23 protein-coding genes and 1 pseudogene are annotated in these 23509 nt (G+C 65.7%); 19 read left to right on the forward strand and 5 right to left on the reverse strand.

Annotation, left to right across the window (positions count from 1 at the left end; all coding sequences use genetic code 11):
• Positions 1–37: 37 nt before the first annotated feature.
• The 3 genes from BMI87_RS00365 to BMI87_RS00375 are packed head-to-tail and all read left to right on the forward strand — an operon-like array spanning position 38 to position 4844.
• Positions 38–1183 carry an alpha/beta fold hydrolase gene (locus tag BMI87_RS00365; protein WP_210402445.1) on the forward strand — a complete coding sequence of 382 codons (1146 nt, stop codon included), beginning with the start codon at positions 38–40 and terminating at the stop codon, positions 1181–1183.
• Positions 1164–3572 (forward strand): plasma-membrane proton-efflux P-type ATPase, encoded by a 2409-nt coding sequence (locus tag BMI87_RS00370; RefSeq protein WP_078519196.1) that lies wholly within the window; start codon positions 1164–1166, stop codon positions 3570–3572. Before BMI87_RS00365 ends, BMI87_RS00370 begins: the two co-directional genes overlap by 20 nt.
• A gap of 27 nt (positions 3573–3599) precedes the next feature.
• On the forward strand, positions 3600–4844 hold the full coding sequence (locus BMI87_RS00375; RefSeq protein WP_078519197.1) for an MFS transporter: 1245 nt from the start codon (positions 3600–3602) through the stop codon (positions 4842–4844).
• A 54-nt stretch (positions 4845–4898) separates the two neighbouring features.
• Here the strand turns inward: BMI87_RS00375 and BMI87_RS00380 are convergent, their stop codons facing one another.
• Positions 4899–6632: an AMP-binding protein gene (locus BMI87_RS00380; protein WP_078519198.1), complete on the reverse strand. Its 1734-nt coding sequence runs from the start codon at positions 6630–6632 to the stop codon at positions 4899–4901.
• A gap of 242 nt (positions 6633–6874) precedes the next feature.
• On the opposite strand from BMI87_RS00380, the gene BMI87_RS00385 reads away from it, so the two are divergent.
• The 7 genes from BMI87_RS00385 to BMI87_RS00415 all read left to right on the forward strand — a co-directional run bounded on the left by BMI87_RS00385 (position 6875) and on the right by BMI87_RS00415 (position 13410).
• A complete protein-coding gene (locus BMI87_RS00385) occupies positions 6875–7180 on the forward strand; it encodes a hypothetical protein (protein WP_078519199.1) in 306 nt (101 codons plus the stop codon).
• A 186-nt stretch (positions 7181–7366) separates the two neighbouring features.
• Entirely contained in the window at positions 7367–8290 is a 924-nt protein-coding gene (locus BMI87_RS00390) for a histone deacetylase family protein (RefSeq protein WP_078519200.1), read from the forward strand.
• A gap of 67 nt (positions 8291–8357) precedes the next feature.
• Positions 8358–9347 (forward strand): MBL fold metallo-hydrolase, encoded by a 990-nt coding sequence (locus tag BMI87_RS00395; protein ID WP_078519201.1) that lies wholly within the window; start codon positions 8358–8360, stop codon positions 9345–9347.
• Positions 9348–9445: 98 nt separating this feature from the next.
• Entirely contained in the window at positions 9446–10123 is a 678-nt protein-coding gene (locus BMI87_RS00400) for a TetR/AcrR family transcriptional regulator (protein ID WP_246832621.1), read from the forward strand.
• Positions 10120–11424, forward strand: a complete 1305-nt coding sequence (locus BMI87_RS00405) for a phenylacetate--CoA ligase family protein (protein WP_078519202.1) — start codon at positions 10120–10122, stop codon at positions 11422–11424. Before BMI87_RS00400 ends, BMI87_RS00405 begins: the two co-directional genes overlap by 4 nt.
• Complete coding sequence (locus BMI87_RS00410) at positions 11421–12182, forward strand: enoyl-CoA hydratase/isomerase family protein (protein ID WP_078519203.1); 762 nt, start codon at positions 11421–11423, stop codon at positions 12180–12182. The genes BMI87_RS00405 and BMI87_RS00410 overlap by 4 nt, the downstream gene beginning before the upstream one ends.
• 151 nt (positions 12183–12333) lie before the next feature.
• Positions 12334–13410, forward strand: coding sequence for a site-2 protease family protein (locus BMI87_RS00415; RefSeq protein ID WP_078519204.1), 1077 nt, complete (start codon positions 12334–12336; stop codon positions 13408–13410).
• Positions 13411–13431: 21 nt separating this feature from the next.
• On the opposite strand, the gene BMI87_RS00420 is transcribed toward BMI87_RS00415, so the two are convergent.
• On the reverse strand, positions 13432–14172 hold the full coding sequence (locus BMI87_RS00420; RefSeq protein WP_210402446.1) for a sulfite exporter TauE/SafE family protein: 741 nt from the start codon (positions 14170–14172) through the stop codon (positions 13432–13434).
• A 4-nt stretch (positions 14173–14176) separates the two neighbouring features.
• Positions 14177–14842, reverse strand: a complete 666-nt coding sequence (locus BMI87_RS00425; protein WP_198453271.1) for a TetR/AcrR family transcriptional regulator — start codon at positions 14840–14842, stop codon at positions 14177–14179.
• A 64-nt stretch (positions 14843–14906) separates the two neighbouring features.
• On the opposite strand from BMI87_RS00425, the gene BMI87_RS00430 reads away from it, so the two are divergent.
• The 7 genes from BMI87_RS00430 (at position 14907) to BMI87_RS00460 (ending at position 20675) form a co-directional block, all read left to right on the forward strand.
• Entirely contained in the window at positions 14907–16226 is a 1320-nt protein-coding gene (locus tag BMI87_RS00430) for an NAD(P)/FAD-dependent oxidoreductase (RefSeq protein ID WP_078519206.1), read from the forward strand.
• Positions 16223–17125: a bile acid:sodium symporter family protein gene (locus BMI87_RS00435; RefSeq protein WP_078519207.1), complete on the forward strand. Its 903-nt coding sequence runs from the start codon at positions 16223–16225 to the stop codon at positions 17123–17125. Before BMI87_RS00430 ends, BMI87_RS00435 begins: the two co-directional genes overlap by 4 nt.
• Entirely contained in the window at positions 17122–18060 is a 939-nt protein-coding gene (locus BMI87_RS00440; RefSeq protein WP_078519208.1) for an SDR family oxidoreductase, read from the forward strand. Before BMI87_RS00435 ends, BMI87_RS00440 begins: the two co-directional genes overlap by 4 nt.
• Positions 18057–18827 carry an SDR family oxidoreductase gene (locus BMI87_RS00445; protein WP_078519209.1) on the forward strand — a complete coding sequence of 257 codons (771 nt, stop codon included), beginning with the start codon at positions 18057–18059 and terminating at the stop codon, positions 18825–18827. Before BMI87_RS00440 ends, BMI87_RS00445 begins: the two co-directional genes overlap by 4 nt.
• Before the next feature lie 251 nt (positions 18828–19078).
• Complete coding sequence (locus BMI87_RS00450) at positions 19079–19369, forward strand: metalloregulator ArsR/SmtB family transcription factor (RefSeq protein ID WP_078519210.1); 291 nt, start codon at positions 19079–19081, stop codon at positions 19367–19369.
• Complete coding sequence (locus BMI87_RS00455) at positions 19366–20427, forward strand: permease (protein WP_168175131.1); 1062 nt, start codon at positions 19366–19368, stop codon at positions 20425–20427. Before BMI87_RS00450 ends, BMI87_RS00455 begins: the two co-directional genes overlap by 4 nt.
• 11 nt (positions 20428–20438) lie before the next feature.
• Positions 20439–20675, forward strand: coding sequence for a thioredoxin family protein (locus BMI87_RS00460; RefSeq protein WP_078519211.1), 237 nt, complete (start codon positions 20439–20441; stop codon positions 20673–20675).
• Positions 20676–20748: 73 nt separating this feature from the next.
• Here the strand turns inward: BMI87_RS00460 and BMI87_RS00465 are convergent, their stop codons facing one another.
• Both BMI87_RS00465 and BMI87_RS22995 read right to left on the reverse strand, forming a co-directional pair.
• On the reverse strand, positions 20749–21639 hold the full coding sequence (locus tag BMI87_RS00465; RefSeq protein WP_078519212.1) for an aldo/keto reductase family oxidoreductase: 891 nt from the start codon (positions 21637–21639) through the stop codon (positions 20749–20751).
• Positions 21639–21870: pseudogene (locus tag BMI87_RS22995) on the reverse strand (alkanesulfonate monooxygenase); the annotation flags it as partial. The pseudogene BMI87_RS22995 and the gene BMI87_RS00465, both read right to left, overlap by 1 nt.
• Before the next feature lie 349 nt (positions 21871–22219).
• Between BMI87_RS22995 and BMI87_RS00475 the strand changes: the two are divergent.
• A complete protein-coding gene (locus BMI87_RS00475) occupies positions 22220–22735 on the forward strand; it encodes a DUF2946 family protein (protein ID WP_078519213.1) in 516 nt (171 codons plus the stop codon).
• A gap of 111 nt (positions 22736–22846) precedes the next feature.
• Positions 22847–23461 carry a nitrous oxide reductase accessory protein NosL gene (locus BMI87_RS00480; RefSeq protein ID WP_078519214.1) on the forward strand — a complete coding sequence of 205 codons (615 nt, stop codon included), beginning with the start codon at positions 22847–22849 and terminating at the stop codon, positions 23459–23461.
• Positions 23462–23509: the final 48 nt, after the last annotated feature.

The following is a 23509-nucleotide window of genomic DNA, read 5'->3' on the forward strand; positions in this document are numbered from 1 at the left end:
TGCATCTGTGCACCAAAGCGTCTTCCGAGTGTCGAACATGAGCGATGCCAAGAACACCTACGAACACAGCGTTCCCTTCTTCTGGCCGATGGCGGCGGCGATGGAATGGCAGAAGATCGGGCTCGACGCGGTCGAGAAAGGGCTGACCTATCTCGACGAGGCGGCGAAGATCACGCACCCGCCCGACCCGGACTGGGCCACGAAGAACGACGTTCTGCTCGATCTCGACACGATGCGGCTGCGCGATTTCGGCGGCACGGGCGGCGGCCTCCCGGTGATTGTCGACGCGCCCTATGCCGGGCATTCCTCGACCATCGCGGATTATGCCAAGGGCCAGAGCCTGATCGAGACGCTTCTGGATGCAGGTCTGGGACGTGTTCTCTGCACCGACTGGAAAAGCGCGACGCCCGAGATGCGCGATTTCGACATCGACAAATACCTCGCCGAGATCAATGTCGCGGTCGATGAGCTCGGCGGGCGGGTGATGCTGGTGGGGCTTTGTCAGGGCGGCTGGATGTCGGCGATGTATGCCGCGCGCTTTCCCGAGAAGGTCGCGGGTCTCGTGCTGGCGGGCTCGCCCATCGACACCGATGCGGGGCACGGCCCGATCCGCAAGCTCGCCCATGAGATGCCGCTTTCGGCCTATCAGGAAATGGTCGAGGCCGGTGAGGGCCGGATGCCGGGGCGGTTCATGCTCACCGGCTGGAAGAACATGCATGCCGATCAGCAGTATTTCGGCAAGTTCGTCGATCTCTACGAGCATATCGACGACCGCAATTTCATGAAGCGCACCGAGCGGTTCGAGAGCTGGTACGAGAACCCCATCGACCTGCCGGGGCGCTATTACCTGCAGGCGATCGACCTGCTGTTCAAACAGAACCTGTTTGCCAAGGGCGAGTTCGTGGGCCTCGGGCGCAAGCTCGATCTGGGCGCGATCACCTGCCCGGCCTTCCTGCTTGCGGGCAAGGCGGACGACATCACCACGCGCGAACAGGTCTTCGCCGCCGAGACGCTGCTCGGCACGCCGCGCAAGGATATCGTGAGCCGCCTCGTCGAGGGCGGGCATATCGGCCTCTTCATGGGCAGCCACACCCTCTCGAATGTCTGGCCGGAAATCGGCCAGTGGCTCGGAAAGCTCGGGGCCAAAACTGGAGACACGCACAATGGACCAGACCGTCGCTGAACCGATGACGCAGGATGTGCCGCAAACGGACCGCAAGACAGGTCTGAGCGCGGCAGAGGCGGCACAGAGGCTCGAGCGATACGGTCCGAACGCGCTCCAGAGCGACGAGAAAACCCTGCTGCAACGGATCGCGGGCTATTTCTGGGGGCCGATCCCGTGGTTGATCGAACTGGCGGCGCTGTTGTCGCTCGTGCTGCGCGACTGGTCCGACTTCGCGGTGATCTTCGTGATGCTGCTGCTCAACGCCGCCGTGGGCTTCAAGGAAGAGAGCAAGGCGAGTTCGGCCATCGCGGCGCTCAAGGCGCAGCTGGCCCCGAGCGCCCGCGTGAAACGCGACGGGCAATGGCAGGAGATCGCCGCGCGCGATCTGGTGCCCGGCGATATCGTGCGGCTCTCGATCGGCCAGATCGTGCCCGCCGATCTGACGCTCTTCGAGGGCAAATATCTCTCCATCGACGAGGCGGCGCTGACGGGCGAGTCCCTTCCCGTCGACAAGGCGGTCGGTGACAGCGCCTATTCCGGCTCGGTCGTGAAGCTGGGCGAGATGACCGGCGAGGTTACGGCGACCGGGATGGACACCTATTTCGGCCACACGGCCTCTCTCGTGCAGACCACGAACGGCAAGTCGCATTTCCAGAAGGCCGTGATGCAGATCGGGAATTTCCTGATCGCAGCGGCGCTGGTTCTGGTGGCGATGATCGTGATCGTCTCGTTCCAGCGGCACAACCCCCCGCTCGAAGTGATCCAGTTCGCGCTGATCCTGACGGTCGCGGCGATTCCGGTCGCGCTGCCCACGGTTCTGTCGGTGACGATGGCGGTGGGCGCCGAGCGTCTCGCGCGGATGAAGGCGATCGTCTCGCGGCTGGTGTCGATCGAGGAACTGGCAGGCGTCGATGTGCTGTGCTCGGACAAGACCGGGACGCTGACGCTGAACGAGCTGACGGTCGAGGACCCGCGCCCGGCAGAGGGGGTCGCGGTCGACGATCTGCTGCGCGCATCGGCGCTGGCCTGCGACCGCGACGCGCCCGATGCGATCGACAAGGCGGTGCTGGCGGCGGCGGAGGGCATTGCGCTCGACGCCATCGAGACGCTCAGCTTCACCCCGTTCGATCCGGTGAGCAAACGCAGCGAGGCGGAGGTCCGGCACGAGGCCGATCGCTGGCAGGTCGCGAAAGGCGCGCCGCAGGTGATCGTGGAGCTTGCAGCCCTCGCAGATGAGGCGCGCAAGGCGGTGGAGGACGAGGTCGAAACCCTCGCGCAGCAGGGCTATCGCGCGCTCGGGGCCGCACAGAAGCGCGCCGGGCAGGATTGGGAGTTCCTCGGCCTGCTGCCGATCATCGACCCGCCGCGCCCCGATGCCGCGAGCACCATCGCCGAGGCCCGCAACATGGGGATCGACGTCAAGATCATCACCGGCGACCACGAGGCGATTGCGCGCCAGATCGCGGGCAAGCTGGACCTTGGCCAGAAAATCTACCCGGCGGGCCAGCTGCTCGATGGCGACCCGGCCACGGTGGAGGCCAATGTCCGCGCCGCCGACGGCTTCGCCCGCGTCCTGCCCGAGCACAAGTTCCGCATCGTCGAGGTGCTGCAGGCCGGGCATTCCATCGTCGCGATGACCGGGGACGGGGTGAACGACGCCCCTGCCCTGCGCAAGGCCGATGCCGGGATCGCGGTGAGCGGGGCGACCGATGCCGCACGCGCCGCCGCCGATCTGGTGCTGACCGACAAGGGGCTGTCGATCATCACTACGGCGATCGAGGAAGCGCGCCGGATCTTCGAGCGGATGACGAGCTACGCGACCTTCCGCGTGGCCGAGACGATCCGTGTGCTCTTGTTCATGACGCTCTCGATCCTGATCTTCGATTTCTACCCCGTCACCGCGATCATGATCGTGCTGCTGGCGGTGCTCAACGATTTCCCGATCATGATGATCGCCTATGACAATGTCTCGGTCTCGCCACGCCCGGTGCGCTGGGACATGCGACGCGTGCTGACGGTGGCGGCGACGCTGGGCGTGACCGGGGTGATCGAGACCTTCGTGCTGTTCTGGTTCGTCGATGCCTATCTCGGCCTGCCGCGCGACCAGATCCAGACGATCATCTTCCTCAAGCTTCTCGTCTCGGGGCACATGACGCTGTTCGTCACGCGCCATCAAAGCTGGTTCTGGCGGCGCCCCTTCCCGGCGCTGCGCCTGTTCGCGACGACGGAGGCCACGCAATTGCTGGGCACGCTGATTGCGGTCTACGGGCTTTTCGTGACGCCGATCGGCTGGGGGCCTGCGCTGCTGGTCTGGCTTTATTGCCTCGTCTGGCTGCCGCTCGAAGGGGCGATGGCCTTGCTGATACGCGCGCTTTATGATCGCAGAGCACAGGCGCGCGGGCAGTAAGCCCCTCACGGCGCGCGCAGGAGGCACATGACGGACGACGCGCAAGAGGCACAGGACACGCCAGCGGGCAAGTTTGGACGCGGATTGCCGGTGGGCATCTGGGCGCTGGGGTTCGTGTCGCTCTTCATGGACATCTCCTCCGAGATGATCCACGCGCTGCTGCCGGTCTATCTGATGACCGGGCTTGGCGCGACGGCGCTGGCGGTGGGCGTGATCGAAGGGATCGCCGAAGCCACCGCCGCGATCACCAAGGTGTTTTCGGGGGCGCTGTCGGACCGGATCGGGCGGCGCAAGGAGCTGGCCGCGCTCGGCTACGGGCTGGCGGCGGTGACGAAACCGATCTTCCCGCTCGCCCCGACATTCGACTGGCTGGTGGCCGCGCGCTTCATCGACCGGGTGGGCAAAGGCATCCGCGGTGCGCCGCGCGACGCGCTGATCGCCGACCTCGCGCCGGGCAAGATGCGCGGTGCGGCCTTCGGGTTGCGGCAATCGCTCGACACGGTGGGCGCGTTCCTCGGGCCGCTCGCCGCGATCGGGCTGATGTGGCTGTTCTCGGACGATTTCCGCTCGGTCTTCTGGGTCGCGGTGATCCCGGCCTTCCTGTCGCTCGGGCTGATCCTGTTTGTGGTAAAAGAGCCCGCCCATCCCCGCACGCAACGCCGCGTGCGCAACCCGCTCGCCCGTTCGGAACTCAAGCTCCTGGGCCCTATGTTCTGGTGGGTCGTGGTGGTCGCCACGCTGTTCACCCTCGCGCGGTTCAGCGAGGCCTTCCTGATCCTGCGCGCCAATGACGACGGCATCCCGGTGATGCTGGTGCCGCTGGTTCTGGTGGGCATGAACGCGGTCTATGCGCTGATCGCCTATCCGGTGGGCGCGCTGTCCGACAGGGTCGGGCGCGTGGGGTTGCTGCTGGTCGGGCTGGGCCTGTTGATCGCGGCGGACCTGACCCTGGCGCTGGTCAGCGGGATCGGCGGGCTTGCGGTTGGCGTGCTGCTTTGGGGGATGCATATGGGCTTCACCCAGGGCCTGCTGGCCGCATTGGTGGCCGAAGCGGTCCCGGCAGAGCTGCGCGGCACCGCCTTCGGCATGTTCAACCTCGTGACCGGCGTGGGTCTGCTGATCGCAAGCGTGCTTGCCGGGGCGCTCTGGGAAATCGGCGGCGCGCAATGGACGTTCCTGGCGGGCGCGGGCTTTGCGACGACGGCAGCGCTGAGCCTGCTACCGCTGCGCGCGCGGTTCAATGGCACGCATAAACCCAAGGACGCAGCCTGACGCAGAGAGCGCCGCGCGGAGACCCCGCGCGACGCTCGCAACGCTAGAGACGGCTCAGGCAGTCGCCTCGACCTCCAGTTCCAGCTCCTCGATCATCGCATCGCGCATGACGAATTTCTGCGGCTTGCCCGAGACCGTCAGCGGCAGGCTATCCTTGAACCGGATCACCGCCGGAACCTTGAAATGCGCGATCTCGTCGCGGCAGAACGCGCGGATAGCGTCTTCGGTCAGCTCGGCGCCGTTGCGCGGCACGATCCACGCGGCGACGATCTCGCCGAACTTGTGATCCGGGATGCCGAAGACCTGCGCCTGACTGATATCGGGATGGGTGTAGAGGAACTCCTCGACCTCGCGCGGATAGACGTTCTCGCCGCCGCGTACGATCATGTCCTTCACCCGGCCCGTGATGTTGCAATAGCCCTCGCTGTCGATCCGGGCGAGATCGCCCGTATGCATCCAGCCATCGGCATCGAGCGCCTCATCCGTACGCTCGGGCTCGCCCCAATAGCCGCACATGACCGAGTAGCCGCGCGTCAGCAGCTCGCCCTGCTCGCCCACATTGGCGAGCGAACCATCCTCGCGCACGATCTTCACCTCGAGATGCGGCTGCACCAGCCCCACCGAGGAGACGCGTTTCTCCAAGGGCGTATCGGTGGCCGACTGGAAGGACACCGGCGCAGTTTCGGTCATCCCGTAGGCGATGGTCACTTCCGACATATGCATCTTCGACTGCACCTGTTTCATCACCTCGATCGGACAGGGCGCGCCCGCCATGATGCCGGTGCGCAGCGAAGACAGATCGTGGTTCGCGAAATCGGGATGTTCCAGGATCGCGACGAACATGGTCGGCACGCCGTAAAGCGCGGTGCAGCGCTCGGCGGCGACGCATTCCAGCACACTCTGGGGATCGAAGCCCTCGCTGGGGACGACGATGGTCGCACCCTTGGTGACGCAGCCCAGCGTGCCCATCACCATGCCGAAGCAGTGATAGAACGGCACGGGGATGCAGACGCGGTCCTGCTCGGTCGCGAGCATCGCGTGGGTCACGAAATGCGCGTTGTTGACGATGTTGCGATGGGTCAGCGTCGCGCCCTTCGGCGACCCGGTCGTGCCGGAGGTGAACTGGATGTTGATCGGCTCGTTCGGGTCGAGATGTTCGGTGATCGGATCGAGCGCGGCCCGGTCCTGCGCCTCGCCCAGCGCCTCCACATCCGAGAAACGATGGCATCCGGGATGCTGGGTCTCGCCAATCGTGATGATGTCGCGCAGGTCGGGCAGTTTCATGGTTTCCAGCTGGCCGGGCTCACTCTTCGCAAGCTCCGGCAAGAGGCGCTGAATCATCGACAGGTAATCCGAGCTCTTGAAGGTCTCCGCCAGCACCAACCCCCGGCAACCGGTCTTGCGCAACGCGAATTCCAGCTCGTGCAGACGATAGGCCGGGTTGATGTTCACGAGGATCACCCCGATCCGCGCCGTCGCGAATTGCGTCAGCAGCCATTCCGAGCGGTTGGGCGACCAGATGCCAAGCCGGTCGCCATGGCGAAGACCGAGCGCGAGCAAGCCCGCAGCGAGCCGATCGACCCGTGCCGCGAATTCCGCCCAGGTCCAGCGGATGCCTTCCGAGGTGAAGATGGCAGCCTCGCGATCAGGCCAACGCGCGGCGCTGCGCTTCAGCACGGCCGGGATCGTATCCTCGATCAGCGGGGTATCGGTCGGTCCGGCGACATGGGCCAGACCGCGTTTCGGGGCCACACCGAGTTCAGGGTGCGGGTTCGTCTCGCTATGCATGATTTCCTCCTCTGACACCCCATCGCCAGCACATCGGGCCAACGATCCTCCATGGGGGCGCTCATATTAAATGAACGATGGTTCATTTAATGCAACCCCAAAGCGTCAAGACAAGGAATTCCTGCCCTGCTCGCGAAACCGTGTTCGAGACGGTGATCGCCGCGGAGCCCAGCAAAATCTGACGACTCGCCGCGTTTCTGCTATAATTGGAGAATGTCGAATCTTCTGGGGGAGGAGAGAAAATGCGACCGGAACTCACGACGCGCCGCCGCGCCTTGCGTCTTGCGTTCGAGCGGTACATCAAGGCGGACAGAGCGTGGCGAGACGCGCTTGTAGCCTTGAACGACTGGTTTCCGCCCAGCGCGGACCGCCGTCCGGGAATGATCGGAAATCCGGGTTCACCGATACGGCGGCTCTATGACGCGCGCAGCCGGGCGCTGGTGCGCTTCGAGGTCACGCAGGTCAAGCTGGCCACCGCGAAACAACGGCTGGCGGAGCGCCGCGCGCGCGAGCTGCCGCCCGTGTTTCTGATCGGGCCGCCCTGCTGAGCGCTCGGAACCGCGTTACTCGATATCATCCAATGTGAAGGCGGAAGCGTGTTTCCGTCCTCGGGGGTGCTTGTCATTTCCCCAAGGCTGACGCAGCTTCGCAACGGGCAGCACCGGACGAGTAACGGTGCGGCGGGGTCCGACTCGCGCCTATAGCCCCGATACGCCCCTTCTCTGGAGAGCTTCATGAGCAGTTTCGTCACGATCACCCACGAGGATTGCCTCGGCCACGACACCGGGCCTCATCATCGCGAGCGTCCGTGGCGGCTCGAGACGGTGCGCGGACTGATCGACGAGATGGAGCTGCCCGTCATCGAGGCGCGCGAGGCGAGCGACGAGGATCTCCTGCTGGGCCATGATCCGGCCTATCTCGAAGCGCTCGAAGAGGTCTTCGCGCGCGAGGAACATGCCGATCTCGACTCGGACACCCATGTCTCGCCCGGGTCGCGCCGAGCAAGCCGTCTGGGCGCGGGCGGTGCCCTGCAGGCCGTCAATCTTGTCCTCTCGGGCGAGGCCAAGCGCGTCTTCGTCGCGACCCGCCCGCCGGGGCACCATGCGACGCGGACGCGGGCGATGGGGTTCTGCATCTATGGCAATACCGGGCTTGCGGCGCTCCATGCGCTCGAACGGCATGGCCTTTCGCGCGTCGCGGTGCTCGATTTCGACGTGCATCACGGCAATGGCACGCAGGATATCCTCTGGGACGAGCCGCGCAGCCTGTTCATCTCGTCGCATCAGGAGCCCAAGTCTCTCTGGCCGGGCACCGGGGCACGCTCGGAGACCGGGGCGCATGACAACGTGCTCAACCTACCGCTCGCCAGCGGAAGCGGCGCCTCCGAGATGAAGGTGGCCTGGGAAGACGGGCTGGCCCGGTTGGAGGCGTTCAAACCGGAGCTGATCATCGTCTCCGCCGGGTTCGACGCGCATCGCGAGGACGATATCTCCGGGCTGCTCTGGACCGCGGGCGATTACTGGTGGCTGACCAATGCGATCCGGGGCGTCGCGCGCCGTTGTTGCGAGGGTCGCATCGTCTCCTGTCTGGAGGGCGGCTATAACCCGACCGCGCTCGCGGAAGGCGCCGCCGCCCATCTCGAGGCTTTGGCGCGCTGATATCCCGAGACGCGACAGGCCGGGTCCGGTCCGCTAACCTTCCCCGAAAGACAAAGGCAGGCACGAGATGGCACGTAACCGCTACTATTCCGGCCCGGTCAGCGACCATTTCGACGGCGAGCGGTTTCACCCGCATGGCCAGCCCTCCACCGACCGCTCCTTTCGCGACATTCTGAAATGGCACCGCGAGGGGCAGCGGGCGCGCTGGCCCAAGCATGTCCCCGTCGAGCCGAATGTCCCGCCCGAGCGTAGCGAGGACGCGCGGCTGACCATGGTCGGGCATGCCTCGGTGCTCATTCAGGTCGCGGGGCTCAACCTGCTGACCGATCCGGTCTGGTCGGAGCGCGCGAGCCCGCTGCGCTTTGCCGGGCCCCGGCGCGTCACCGCGCCCGGTATCGCCTTCGACAACCTCCCGCCCATCGACGCGGTTTTGATCAGCCATAACCATTACGACCATCTCGACACCGTCACTTTGCGCAAGCTGCATAAGCGTCACCGCCCGAAGATGGTGATGCCGCTGGGCACGGATGCGACGGTGCGACGGGCGGTCCGCGGGGCGCAGATCGAGACCGGGGATTGGCACGACCGGATCGCGCTGGCCCCCGGTGTCTCTGTCACGCTAACGCCCGCGAACCATTGGTCTGCGCGCGGTCTCGGAGATCGGCGCATGGCGCTCTGGAGCGGCTTCTGGATCGACACGCCGCAGAGCCGGATCTGGTTCGCGGGCGATACCGGCTATGGCGACGGGGCCCTCTTTCGCGATATCCGCGCCCGGCACGGCGCGCCGGACATCGCGGTGATCCCGATCGGGGCCTATGAGCCGCGCTGGTTCATGCAGCCCCAGCATGTCGCGCCCGAAGAGGCTGTGCGCATCTTCACCGATATCGGCCCCACGCAGGCGCTTGGCTGTCATTGGGGCACGTTCCAGTTGACCGACGAGCCGCGCGAGGAGCCGCCCGCCCTGCTGGGTGAAAGCCTCGCAGCCTCGGGGATCGCGGCGGAGCGCTTCCTCCCCTTCGCCCCCGGCGAGGTCTATCTGGCACCCTCCGCGACCTGAGCGCATCGCCCTGACGCGACGCAGAGTCACGTCAGCGTTGACGGGTTTGCTTTCCCTAAATATAAAACTGACGTCAGTTTCATTTTTGGAGCCGGAACGTGACCTCCACCCTCGCAAATGCGTCGCAGGACGCCGCCGTGTTCTCCTTCCCGGAGCATCTTGCCACGACAAGCGCCGGACGCCCGAAGGGAGAGCGCACTCGCGCCCAGCTTCAGATCGCCGCCTGCAAGGTTTTGCAAGACAGCGGGCCGCAGGGCCTCACCGTCGCGGAGATCTGCAAGGCAGCCGGCGTCTCGAACGGCACGTTTTACCTTTACTTCAAGGATCGTAACGCCCTGCTCGACAGCCTGTTGCGCGACTTCGTGGCCTTCCTTCAACTGGCGATGCGCGCGGCGAGCGAGCGCGAGGGCCATGATGCGCCGCGCGCGGCGACCCGCGCCTATCTCCGTCTGTTCGAGCGAAATAGCGGGTTGATGCGCAGCTTGATCCACCCGACCGACGGCTTTCCCGAGGCGCAGGCGGCGTTTCAGACGCTCAACCGGGAATGGATCGAGGCGGTGGTCGCCTCCGTGGAACGCAGGCAGCGGCAGGAGGGCAAGACGGCGCCCCCGCGCGACGAATTGGTGCGCCGCGCCTACGCGCTGGGAGGCATGGTCGATCAATACCTCTCCAACCTTCTGCTGGCGAAGGATCCGGTCCTGATCGAGATATCGCAGGATCGCGATGCAGTGCTGGAGACGCTCTCGCTGCTCTGGGACCGGGGGATGACGGCATGACCACCATTCCCGGCGCCGAGACACTCTCCCGCGCGGAGCTGCAGCCTGAGATCGAACGCCGCTGGCAGGCGCAGCGCGCCCATGTCGCCGCGCATTCCGCATTTTACCAGAACCTCTGGCAGGGGCGCAGGCCACCCGAGGACCTGCGCGACCTGCCCGAATTGCCTCTCTCCGACAAATCGCAACTGCGGATCTCGCAGGCCGAGCATCCGCCTTTCGGCGACTACCTCGCCGCTACGCGCAGCACCGCCAACCGCCTGCATCGGACGTCGGGCACCACCGGTCAGGCCATGAACCTCGCCCTGTCGGCCCGCGACGCGTTGGTGACGCAGGAGGTCGGCGGGCGCTGTCACCGCTCTGCGGGGCTGACGCCCGAACACACGGTGGTGCATTGCCTGAATTACCAGATGTGGATGGGCGGGCTGACAGATCACATGACGCTGGAGGCGACGGGCGCGCTGGTCGTGCCCTTCGGCGTCGGCTCGACCGAGCTGCTGATCCAGACGATCCGCGAGGTCGGCATCACCGCGATTTCCTGCACGCCCTCCTATCCGTCCGTCCTCGAACGGGTCATCGCCGAGAAACACCCCGGACTGACGCCGCGCGATCTGGGCCTCAAGCTGGGTCTGTTCGGGGGCGAGCCCGGCCTTGACGATCCCGCCTTCCGCGCCCGCCTGCGCGAGACCTGGGGGATGGAGCCGCGCAACGCGAATTACGGCGTCTCGGACGTCTTCTCGAACTTCGCGGCGGAATGTCCGTATGACACGCGGTTGCATTTCATGGCCGCCGACGTGCTGCATCCCGAGCTGATCGACCCCGACACCGACGCGCCGATCCCGCTGGAGGTCGGGGCGCGCGGCGAATTGGTCCTGACCCACCTCGTGCGCGACTGTCAGCCGCTGGTGCGGTTCCGCACCGGCGACATCATCACCATCGGCGAGACCGAGCCCTGCGCCTGCGGCTGCACCGGGTTTCGTTTCTCGGTCGTCGGGCGCTCCGATGACATGGTGGTCGTGCGGGGCCTGAACATGTTCCCCTCGATGGTCGCCGCCGTGCTCAACGAAATCCCCGAGCTTTCGGGAGATTATCGCATCACCCTCGACACGCCGCCGCCCTATGACACCCTGCTCGTCAGCGCGGAACTGGCGGGAGGCGTCCACGCCACGCCCGATCTGGCGCGCAAGGTGGAACAGCGGATCAAGTCGAAACTGGGTGCAACGGCGAGCGTCACCCTGCTCCCCGCCCACAGCTTCCCGCGCACCGAGGGCAAGACCAAACGCGTCATCCGGAGTTTCCAATGAGCCATTTCAGCTACGACACCGTCCTGAGCCAGCTTGGCGCCAAGGGCGTGCGCACCATTACCCTCAACCGCCCCGAACGCCTCAACGCGATGAACCGTCAGCTGGTTGTCGATGTGGCGCGCGCCTTTGAGGACGCCAACGCCGACCCGGCCACCAAGGCGATCATCTTCACCGGGGCGGGCAAAGCGTTTTGCGCGGGCGATGACCGCAAGGCCCATACCCATCCCGAGACCGAAGAAGAGGCGCGCGAGATCGTTCACGCGATCCAGCGGGCCACCCATGCGATTACGCTCGGCGCAAAGCCGGTGGTCGGCGCGATCAACGGCTGGGCCGTCGGCGGCGGCTTGGAATGGGCGATCAATTGCGACTTCCCGATCTGGGCGGAGAGCGCGAAGGGCTTCTTCCCCGAGGTCTCGCTGAACCTCTTCGTCACCGGGGCCGTCACCTCGCTCCTGCCCGCGCTGGTCGGGCTGAACAAGGCGCGCGAGATGCTGATCTTCGGCGACCGGTATTCGGCGCAGGAGATGGGCGAGATCGGCGTGGCGTGGAAGGTCGTTGACGATGCGGCGCTGATCGCGGTGGCCGTCCAGACCGCCGAACGGCTCGCCGATCTTCCCATCCTGTCGGTGCGCGCGATGAAACGCGTTCTCAATCACGCCGCGGTGCCGGACCTGCACCGGGCGCTGCAGCTCGAGACCGATGCCACGGTCGCGGGTTTCCTCGACCCGGAGACGACGCGGCGCGTGACCGAGTTCTGATCTGCGCGGGCAGAAGCTTTTTCAAACCCCGTCACTTATTGGGATTGCTTGCTTGTGGTGACCGGGACGAAGGGTCAGATTGAGGGCGGCGGACATCCATGTGCCGCGCCCCGCTTTCGGGGCAACCGCACGGCGGAAAGAGAGGGATGACATGAGCTGGTCCTATTCAATCGGCAAGATCGGCGGCACGGTTCTGAGGGTCCATGTCACCTTCGTTCTGCTGATCATCTGGATCACCGCCTCGGCCTGGGCGGCGGACGGACCGCAGGCCGCACTGGTCAACATGCTCTTCATCCTGTCGGTCTTCGCCTGTGTCGTGCTGCATGAATTCGGCCATGCGACGATGGCGGCCCGGTTCGGCGTGCGCACGCCCGACATCACCCTTCTGCCGATCGGCGGGCTGGCGCGGCTGGAGCGGATCCCGGAAAACCCCAAGCAGGAAATCCTGATCGCGGTGGCGGGTCCGGCGGTCAATGTCGTGATCTTCCTGATCCTGACGATCTTTCTTGGCGGCAGCGGCTGGCTGAGCGACCTGCAATCGCTCGACAATCCGGGCCAAAGCTTCTGGGGCCGGCTCGCGCTGGTGAACGCGCTTCTCGTCGCGTTCAACCTGATCCCGGCTTTCCCGATGGATGGCGGGCGGGTGTTTCGCGCCGTGCTTGCGCTCTTCATGGACCGGGTGAAAGCCACGCAGGTCGCGGCGCGCACCGGGCAGGTCATCGCCGTGCTCTTCGCCTATTGGGGGCTGACGAGCGGCAACCCGATCCTCGTGCTGATCGCGGCGTTCATCTTCTTCGCGGCCGGGGCGGAAAGCTCGGATGCGGCGATGCGTGGCCTCGCCCATCGTTCGGCCGCGCGCGACGCGGTCATCACCTCCTTCGTGTCGCTGACGCCCGACGATACGCTCGACACCGCCGCTCAGGCGATCCTGCACAGCTCGCAATCGGAGTTCCCCGTGCTTACGCCAGACGGGCAGTTCGTCGGTTTCGTCACCCGCGAGAGCGTGCTCGCCCGGCCCGACCCCGAGTTCCGCCAGCGCCCCGTTTCCGAGATCATGTTCGACAATGTGCCCGTCGTGTCGCTGAAAACCGGGATGGACGATGTGCTCGACGCGTTCGCGAAAGGGCGTATTCCCGCCGTGGCGGTGATCGGCAAGACCGGCAATTTCGTGGGCTTCATCAATCGCGAGAATATCGGCGAGTGGTTCATCCTCGCCCGCGGCAGCTAAGAGGGGCGTTCGCGCCCTGCCCTAGAGATAGACCGACAGCCCCCGCCAGCCCGCCAGCACCGCCGAAATCGCCATGACCACAATGGCGATCGTCCGGTATTGGGCGTTGTCGAGCCGCGCGAAAGCAGCCGTGCCCGCCCATGTCCCCAGAGCCAGCGCGGGCACCGAGACCAGCGTCAGCCAGAGCGCGTCGCGATTCACCGCGCCCGCCCAGATCAGCCCCGGCGTGGCCAGCAGCGAGGCCACGAAGAAGAACAGAAGCAAAGAGGCCCGCGTCTGCACGGCCGTGGTGCCCGCACCCAGATAATAAGCCACCGCAGGCGGGCCCGGCATCGCGGCCAGTCCGGAAAACGCCCCCGAGGCGACGCCCGCCAGCAACGCGAGCCCACCATGGGGATGCGGGCGCGCAGGCTTGTAGCGCAACAGCAGCGCCAGCCCCGCCAAAACGGCGAGCGCGATCATCACCCGTGCGGCATCGGCGCTGACGGCGGTGAGCGCGAAAATCCCCGCCGGCGTGCCCACGATCGCGCCCAGCGACAGCCGCGCGAGCGAGGGTTTGTGCACATGCCCGTGCAGGATGAAAAGATCGCGACACCCGACCACGACCTGCAGCAGCACTGCCAGCGTCACCGCCTCGATCGGCGGCACCATCAGCGAGACGATCGGAACAGCGGCCAGCGCGAAGCCGAACCCCGCGATGCCGCGCAGGAAGGCGGAGAAGAACACGGCTGTGATGACCAGCAGGGTCGTTGTGCTCAGCATCCGGTCACGTCTCGGCCTGCGCGATCCGCGCCGCACAGCCCGCCGCGCAGAAGGCGACCAGCCCCTCGACGGACCCCTGCGCATCTGACTGCGAGGCCAGCGCCGCGATCCGCCATTCCGAGGTCAGGAAGGCCAGAAGCGCCGCAACCGAATAGACGAACCCTTCGGCCACGACCGCCCGGCTAACCTTGGGATGCAGCGCGCAGATCTCATCCATGAAGCGCTGCGCGGTCGGGTCGAACAGATCAGTCGAGATATCCGCCCAGGCCGGATCGGCCGAGACCATCGCCACAAGCCGCGCATAGGCCAGCCATTGCGGATCGCTGCCCGCCGCCTTCGCCAGGTAGGGCCGGAAGAAACAGCCGAGGATCGCCGTCAGATCGAGCGCCCCCTGTCCCTTCGCCTGCGCCAGCGCCTCGAGACGCAGACGCGCCAGCTCTTCGGCGCGCCGCTCCACGACCTCACGAAACAGCGCCTCTTTCGAGCCCCCGTGATGGTTCACCAGACCCAGCGGCACCTCGGCCAGCGCGGCGATGTCGCGCACCTTCGCGCCTTCGAATCCGTCCCGCGCAAACACCGTTTCCGCCGCATCGAGAATCCGTGAACGACTCGCGAGAGAGCGCTTCGACGGCGCCCTAAGCCTTTGTTTCTCGGTCGTCTTTTTCGTCATCAGATCGGGGCTTGCTTATTTTGAACAATGGTTCAATTTAAGAATGTCTGGGAGGAGACGCAACATGACAAATACGAGGGGCACGTTCGCCCTGATCGGCGCGGGCCCGATGGGCCTGGCCGCGGCCAAGGTGCTGGGCGAACAGGGAGTGGACTATCAGGGCTTCGAGCTGCACAGCGATGTGGGCGGGCTCTGGGATATCGAGGGCGCGCATTCGACGATGTATGAAAGCGCGCATCTGATTTCCTCGAAACGGATGACGGAATTCACCGATTTCCCGATGCGCGACGAGGTGGCCGAATATCCCAGTCACCGCGAGATGGCGCAGTATTTCCGCGATTTCGCCGATCATTTCGACATTCGCCGCCATTACCGTTTCGGCGCCGAGGTGACGAAGGTTGAACCGCTGGGCGGCGATGGCGAAGGCTGGCGGGTCAGCTGGCGCGATGGCGAGGGCGAGCATTCGGAGGTCTATGCGGGCGTCTTGATTGCCAATGGCACGCTTTCCGAGCCGAACATGCCGGACTTCCCCGGCCAGTTCGACGGCGAGCTGATCCATTCTTCGGCCTATCGCGACCCCTCGCAATTCGCCGGCAAGCGCGTGCTCGTCGTGGGCGCGGGCAATTCCGGCTGCGACATCGCGGTGGACGCGATCCATCACGGCAAAAGCTGCGATCTCTCGATGCGGCGCGGCTATTACTTCGTTCCGAAATACGTCTTCGGCAAACCCGCCGACACGCTAGGCGGCGCAATCAAGCTGCCGATGTGGCTCAAACGCAAGATCGACGGCGCGCTGCTGAAATGGTTCGTGGGCGACCCGCAGAAATACGGGTTTCCCAAGCCCGATTACAAACTCTACGAGAGCCATCCGATCGTGAACTCGCTGGTGCTGTTCCACGCGGGCCACGGCGATCTGAAAGTGCGCCCGGATATCGAACGGCTCGATGGCAAAACGGTGCATTTCAAGGATGGCACGCAGGCCGAGTATGACATGATCCTCGCGGCCACCGGCTACAAGCTGCATTACCCGTTCATCGCGCCGGAGCTGCTGAACTGGCAGGGCGATGCGCCGCATCTGTACCTGAACGCGATGCATCCCAAGCGCGACGATCTCTTCGTGCTGGGAATGCTCGAGGCGAGCGGGCTTGGCTGGCAGGGCCGTCACGAGCAAGCCGAGATGGTGGCGCGCTACATTCGCGGGCTGCGCGAGGGATCGGACGCCGCAAAGCGCCTGCAGGCGAAGAAGGCCGAAGGGTTCGAGCGTGCGACCGGCGGCATGGCCTATCTCAAGCTCGCGCGGATGGCCTATTACGTGGACAAGGCGACCTATCGCAAGGCGGTCACCGGCTGGATCAAGGCGCTCGGCGGGAAGGCCCCGGCATGACGGGGCTCGACGCGGTCCGGCTGAATTTCAGCCCCGGCGCCCTGCATCTGCTCAACGCGATCCTCGGCATCGTCATGTTCTCGGTCGCGATCGACCTATCCCCGCGCGATTTCCGCCCCCTGGTGCGCAGGCCCTGGGCGCTGATCGTGGGGTTCACGTCGCAATTTCTGGTGCTGCCCGCGCTGACCTTCGGGCTGGTGCTGGCGTTGCAGCCCAGCCCATCCATCGCGCTGGGGCTGATCCTTGTGGCGGCCTGCCCGGGCGGGAATGTCTCGAACTTCTTCACCCACCGGGCGGGCGGAAACACGGCGCTCTCGGTCTCGCTGACCGCCTTCGCCACGGTGGCGGCGATCGTGCTGACGCCGCTCAATATCGCCTTCTGGGGCAGCCTTTACGCGCCGACGCGCGCGCTGCTGCACGAGACCCATATCGATCCGGTGAGCGTGGCGATCACCGTGGGCGTCATGCTGCTTTTGCCGCTGATCGCCGGGATCGCGCTGAACCATTACCGCTATGATCTGACCACGCGCCTTCGCGATCCGTTGAAATGGATCTCGATGGCGATTTTCGTGGCTTTCGTCGCGCTCTCGCTCAGCGCCAATTGGCAGTATTTCGTGCAATTCGTCGGGCTGATCGCGGGAATGGTGGTGCTGCACAACGCGCTGGCCTTCGCGGGCGGCTATGGCACCGCGACGCTAGCGCGGCTGTCGCCCTTCGACCGGCGCGCGATCACCATCGAGACGGGCATCCAGAATTCCGGCCTCGGCCTCGTGCTGATCTTCGCCTTCTTCGGCGGCCTTGGCGGCATGGCGATCGTCGCGGCCTTCTGGGGCATCTGGCACATCATCGCGGGCTTCGCGATCTCGACACTCATGAGACGAAAGGAGGCCGCACGATGACCCGGATCCTGATTACCGGAGCGGGCGGCATGATCGGCCGCGTACTCACCGCCGAACTGTCTGAGAGCGGCCATGAGGTCATCGCGACCGATCTGGCTTGCCCCGACACCCTGCCCGAGGGCGTGCGCTTCGTGGCGATGGATGTGACCACCGACGCCCCCGCCAAGGTCATCGCGCGCGAGCGGCCCGAGGTGATCGTGCATCTCGCCTCCATCGTGACGCCGGGCCCCGGAATGGGGCGCGAGCTGGCCTATAAGGTCGATGTGGAGGGCACGCGCAAGGTGCTGGATGCGGCGCTTTCGGTTGGAGTGCGACGGCTCGTCGTGACCTCCTCGGGCGCGGCCTATGGCTATCACGCCGACAACCCCGTACCGCTGCGCGAGAGCGATCCTGTGCGCGGCAATCCCGAGTTCGCCTATGCCGATCACAAGCGGCAGGTCGAGGAGATGCTGGCCGAGGCGCGCACCGCCCACCCTGCCCTCGAGCAGGTCGTGCTGCGGGTGGGCACGGTTCTGGGCAAGGGCACGGACAACCAGATCACCGCGCTGTTCCGCAAGCCGCGCCTGCTCGCGCTGAGGGGAAGCGAGAGCCCGTTCGTCTTCATCTGGACCCGCGATCTCGCGCGCATCCTGATCCGCGCTGCGACCGATGGGCCGCCCGGCATCTTCAACGTCGCGGGCGACGGGGCGCTCGGGGTCACCGATCTGGCGCGGCGTCTGGGCAAACCCGTGCGCCGCCTGCCCGCGCTTGGCATCAAGGCGGCACTGGCCCTCGCCCATCCGCTGGGACTGAGCCGCTACGGGCCCGAACAGGTGCGCTTCCTGCAATACCGCCCCGTGCTCGCCAATGACGCGTTGAAGGAGGTCTTCGGCTACACGCCAGAGCTGACCAGCGCCGAGGTCTTCGATCTCTGGGCCCGCGAGGCCGGGCTATGAGCACGCGGGTTGCGGTAATCTCGGGTGGCGCCGGGGGGCTTGGGCAGGCGCTCTCGGCGGGGCTGCGCGCCGAGGGCTGGCAGGTCGTTCTGCTCGATCGGGATATCTCCGGGCTGACGGCCAAGCCCAACGAAGAGGCCATTGCCTGCGACCTGACCGACGCGGATCAGCTTGCCAGCGCCTGCAAAGACATTCTGACGCGTCATCCCCGCATCGATCTGGTGATCTACAACGCAGGCGTCACCCAGATCGGCCCTTTCTCCGACTTGACCGATGCCGCACATCGCAAGGTCTTCGAGATCAACTATTTCGCGGCGACCGCGATGGTGCGGCATTTCCTGAATCCGCTTCGCAAAAGCCACGGCACGCATCTGGCGATTTCCTCGGTCGCGGGGTTCTCGCCGCTCTATCACCGCACGGCCTATGCGGCGTCGAAACATGCGCTGGAAGGTTTTTTCAAATCGCTGCGCTCGGAGGAGGCCCCTCACGGCGTGCGCGTGCAGATCGCGGCGCCCTCCTTCGTGGCGACCAATATCGACCGGGCCGAGCGCCAGTCCGACGGGATCGCGCGCCCCGGTGCGGCTGCGGACGGGGTGGATTACATGACGCCCGAGGCTGCCGCACGGGTGATCCTCGCCGGGCTGAAGCGCGGCAGCCCGATGATCCCGGTGGGCCGCGTCGCGCGGCTCGCGTGGTGGATCAACCGCGCCTCGCCCCGGCTGTTCCAGCGGCTCATGGAGCGCAACATCGCGAAGGGCCAATCCTGAGGCCGAACACAGTGACCTTTCGCTAGAGATCGAGAAAAATCGCGCCCGACTTGATCGAGCGCATTGAAGCGATGCGCCCCCTCAGCGCTAATCTGGCTCCGACCCTGTGAAGGTCGGAGGCCCGTGATGCGATCACTCTCATCGATAGTTTCCCGTACCCCGGTGGATGGGTGCGACCGAATGCTCCACCTCGGGCGCGTTGACTCCATTTGCGCGAATGCGCATATGCGAATGTAGAAATGGAGGCACCGATGATCGTGACTGTTCTTTCCGCGCTTGCCGAACCCACCCGGCTGGGGGCGATGCAGCTGTTGCATGACGGTGGCGAGCATTGCGCCTGCGAGTTGATGGCGCGTCTCGATGCCACCCAGTCGCGCATGTCGCGCCATATGGGCGTACTGAAAGCCGCCGGGCTGGTGGTCGACCGGCGCGATGCGCAATGGGTCCGGTATCGGGTGAACCCCGACCTCTCCCCGGAAATCCAGCAGATTCTGAGCGCGGTCATGAAAGCCAGCGCCAGCACGAAAAGGACCGCGGCATGAGTGTGACACAGCATGAAACCCCACATGGCGGGATGCCCGGCTGGGCGTGGAGCGCAGTCGTCGCGGCAGGCCTCGTCGCGTGGTGGGTGGTTTACCACCAGCTCCCGGCCCTCTCCGAATGGATCGTCTCGCTGCTGCCGGTCGCCCGCGACACCCATACCGGCGAGGCGCTGGCCTTCTTCTTCTACGACGTGCCGAAAGTGATGATGCTGCTCACCCTGATCGTCTTTGCGATGGGGGTCGTGCGCAGCTTCTTCAGCCCGGAAAAGACCCGCGCGCTTCTCTCGGGCAAGCGCGAGGGCGTCGGCAACGTGATGGCGGCGGGCTTGGGCGTGTTGACCCCGTTCTGCTCCTGCTCGGCGGTGCCGCTGTTCATCGGCTTCGTCTCCGCGGGCATCCCGCTGGGCGTCACCTTCTCTTTCCTGATCGCCGCCCCGATGGTCAACGAAGTGGCGCTGATCCTGCTGGTCGGCCTCGTCGGCTGGCCCGTAGCGCTGGTCTATCTCGGCTTCGGTCTCGCCATCGCGATCATCGCGGGCTGGGTAATCGGCAGGCTCCATGTCGAGGGCTGGCTGCAGGACTGGGTGCGCGACATCCATTCCGGCGCGACCACGCCGGGCGCGGTCGAGAGCGACGATCTGAGCATGACCGACCGCTATCGTCTGGGCCTCGAGGCCGTGCGCGAGATCTTCTCCAAGGTTTGGATCTGGATCATCGTCGGGATCGCCATGGGCGCGCTGATCCACGGCTATGTGCCGCAGGACCTGATGGTGCGCATCATGGGCTCGGGCACGTGGTGGTCGGTGCCGGCCGCGGTACTGATGGGCGTGCCGATGTACACCAACGCCGCCGGCGTCATCCCGATTGTCGAGGCGCTTCTGGGCAAGGGCGCGGCGCTCGGCACGGTTCTGGCCTTCATGATGTCGGTGATCGCGCTGTCCATGCCCGAGATGATCATCCTTCGCCAGGTCCTGAAACTGCGCCTGATCGCGGTGTTTATCGGGGTCGTCGCCAGCGGCATCCTCGCCGTCGGCTTCCTGTTCAACGCATTGTTCTAAGGAGAAAAGAGATGAAGGACGTCAAGGTTTACGGCCCCGGCTGCAAGCGCTGCGAAAAGACCGAGGAGATGGTCAAGGAAACGGCCGCCAAGCTCGGCATCGAGGTGTCGGTCGAGAAGGTGACCGATCCCCGCGCAATCGCCATGGCTGGCGTGATGTCGACCCCCGGCGTCTCGGTCGACGGGAAGCTGGTCCACACGGGCGGCCTGCCGGATAGCGGTAAGCTCGAGGGCTGGCTGTCGGCCTGAACGCCCCCTTATCCGCCCCGAAAAAGAAGACCCCGCGCCGGGTGGCGCGGGGTGAATTAAAGCGTTGCGTCCATCATGGGACCGGGTGACCGAGCCCGGCCTCGTAGAGGCGGAACCACGTCTCCCTGTCGATCTGAACCTTGAGCGCATCGGAAAGCTTCGCGATCCGCTCGAGATTGTTCGTCCCCATCACCGGGATAATCCGCGCCGGATGGGCGAGCAGGAAGGCCGTCGCAACAGCCGCGCGATCGACACCCTGCGCCTGCGCGATCTCGTCGAGAACGCTCTGCACCGCGCCCTCGCCCGTCATCAACGCGCCGCCACCCAGCGGCGACCATGCCATCACGGGCTGCGCCTGACGCTGGTGGAAGGCCAGATCGCCGTTGGTGAAGGGCTGCAGACAGCCAAGGCTGATTTCGATCTGGTTCGTCACCAGCGGCGTCTTCATCCCCGATTGCAGCAGCTCCCAATCCCACGGGCGGAAGTTTGACACGCCGACCGCGCGCACCTTGCCGGACGCCACGAGATCGTCGAGCACCGCTCCCGTCGCGTGGTGATCCATCAGCGGATCGGGGCGGTGGATCAGCAGCAGGTCGATCCGATCGGTGGCCAATTCCCGAAGCGAGGCCTCGACCGAGGCTTCGATATGGGCGCGCGAGGTGTCGTAATGCTTCACCTTGCGATGCGAATGACGGCCCGCCGCGACGATGATGTCGCATTTCGTGACGATCTCCATCTGATCGCGCAGCGACGGGTCTTCGCGCATCGCCGCGCCGAATACCCCCTCCGCCGTGTAGCCGCCATAGATATCGGCATGGTCGAACGTAGTGATCCCCTGCGCCAGACAGGCGTCGATCTTGGCGCGAACATGGGCGGGCGAGGTATCGGCATCGTCGGCGAGCCGCCACATGCCATAGACGATCCGGCTGAGAGCCACGTCGGAGGTGAGGTCGATCTTTTCCATTAGCGGCGCTTCCCTTCTGCGAGCGGTGTTGCGGGCGGCCCCATAGATTTCGGGCAGCGAGACCGTGTTGAGATGCGTATAGCCCTACAAGATGAAGGCGCGAATGCCCATCTTGCGATATTCCTCGAGCTTCGAGAGCACCTGATCGGGTGAGCCCACCAGCGCCGCACCGCAGCCAGAGCGCGCGCCCCCGGTCCAGAGGCTCGGCGCGACATAACCGCTCTCATCCGCACTACAATCATGCGTCTCTCCCTCGCGTCTCCCCTTCGAGTTAACTTAGGTAAGCAACCTGCTTGATAGCGCACCGGCCTGCCGATCTATCATCAGGTTTCCGAGTTGCTGTGTCGAGATATCGCAGCGGAACCCGAAGGGCCCGGTGCAGCGCTCGATCGAGACCGGCGAGGCAGTGCACTTCCCCGCGCAGCCTTGGCGTCGCGTAGCCTGAAGGCACAGGTGGCAGGCCGGACCATGGCCCGACCGCCTGCGCTCTGGGCACGCAGGACTGCGACGCTGAGTCACCCCTCAAGCGTTTGACGCGGATCAATTCTCGGCTCACCCTCGTGTGATACGAGCTTGAACAATGACCCGACCCCAACGCGCCTCCAGAGCCTTTGACGGCAAGATCGAACGCGGCCCGCGCCTGCACGCGCCGCGCTTCGCTGGATTGCGCCGCGCCCAATCGGCGCTGCTGACCGCGCTCGTCGCGATCCTGCTGCAGGTCGTCCTGCTGACCGATCATCTGGGTGCCGCCGCCATCGCCGCCACCGGCCGGGCCGCGCCCGGCGCGCAGATGGGGCTTCTGCAGATCTGTACCGGCGAGGGCATCGTCTACATGACCCCGCAGGGCGAAACGGTCGCCGCGCCGGATGGGGCCGCGCCCCTGCCCGGTCAGACCGCGCCCACGGGTCAAGTCCACAGCCAATGCGCAGTCTGCGGCTCGGCCTCGGTCTGCGCGTTTGAAGCCCCCGACACGATCGTCACCCCGGCCCGTCTCGACCGCGAGATTGTCCCGCTCCACGCGTCCCTTGAGCGGGTCTCTCTCCCGGTGCAGACCGCGCCCCGTTTCCGGCACGCCCGCGCCCCTCCTGTCGTCTGAGTGCGTCCCTGCACGTCTATCCGGACGTGCCTTTTTCCAAACCAGACACATGGCTCGCGACTGCGCCCGTCTCTCGATGGCGGTGCGTTGCGATATGACAGGATGATCCCGATGAAACGACGCGACTTTCTTCTGACCTCTTCTACCGGCCTCGCGCTGGTGGCCTCCGGCGCCGCTGCCGAGGATATGAAACCGATGGACGGCATGCCGATGTCGCCGACGGACTGGACCGACCAGAACGGGCTGACCCGCTTTCTCAAGACCGACACGGCGCCGCTCGAGAACGAGTTCGAGAAATACCCCCGCTGCCCCTATTGCGGCATGATGCGGCAGATGTTCAGCCAGACGCGCCACCTGATCGTCTATGACAACGACACGGTCGACGGCACCTGCTCGCTGCATTGCGCGGCGATCAGCCTCGCGCTGAACATGGATGCGGGTCCGAAGACGATCTATGCGGGCGATGCGGGGGCCACGGCCAAGGTCAAGCCGCTCGCGGTGGTCGATGACATGACCTACGTGATCGACGCGAAAAAGCCCGGCACGATGACCGGCACGTCGAAATACGCCTATGCCGATCCAGCCAAGGCGGATGCGGCGGCCAAGGACGGGGGCAAGCTGGCGAGCTTCGACGAGGCGCTGGTCATGGCCTATGCCGACATGGCGCGCGACACGATCAACATTCGCAAACGCCGCGCCGAGCGCCGCGCCCGCGCCGGTCAGTGATCGCCTCAAGGCGGGGCCCGCGCGGCCCCGTCTTTTCAGAACTCTATT

The sequence above is a fragment of the Thioclava sp. F28-4 genome, assembly GCF_002020045.1.
GTDB classification, from domain to species: domain Bacteria; phylum Pseudomonadota; class Alphaproteobacteria; order Rhodobacterales; family Rhodobacteraceae; genus Thioclava; species Thioclava sediminum.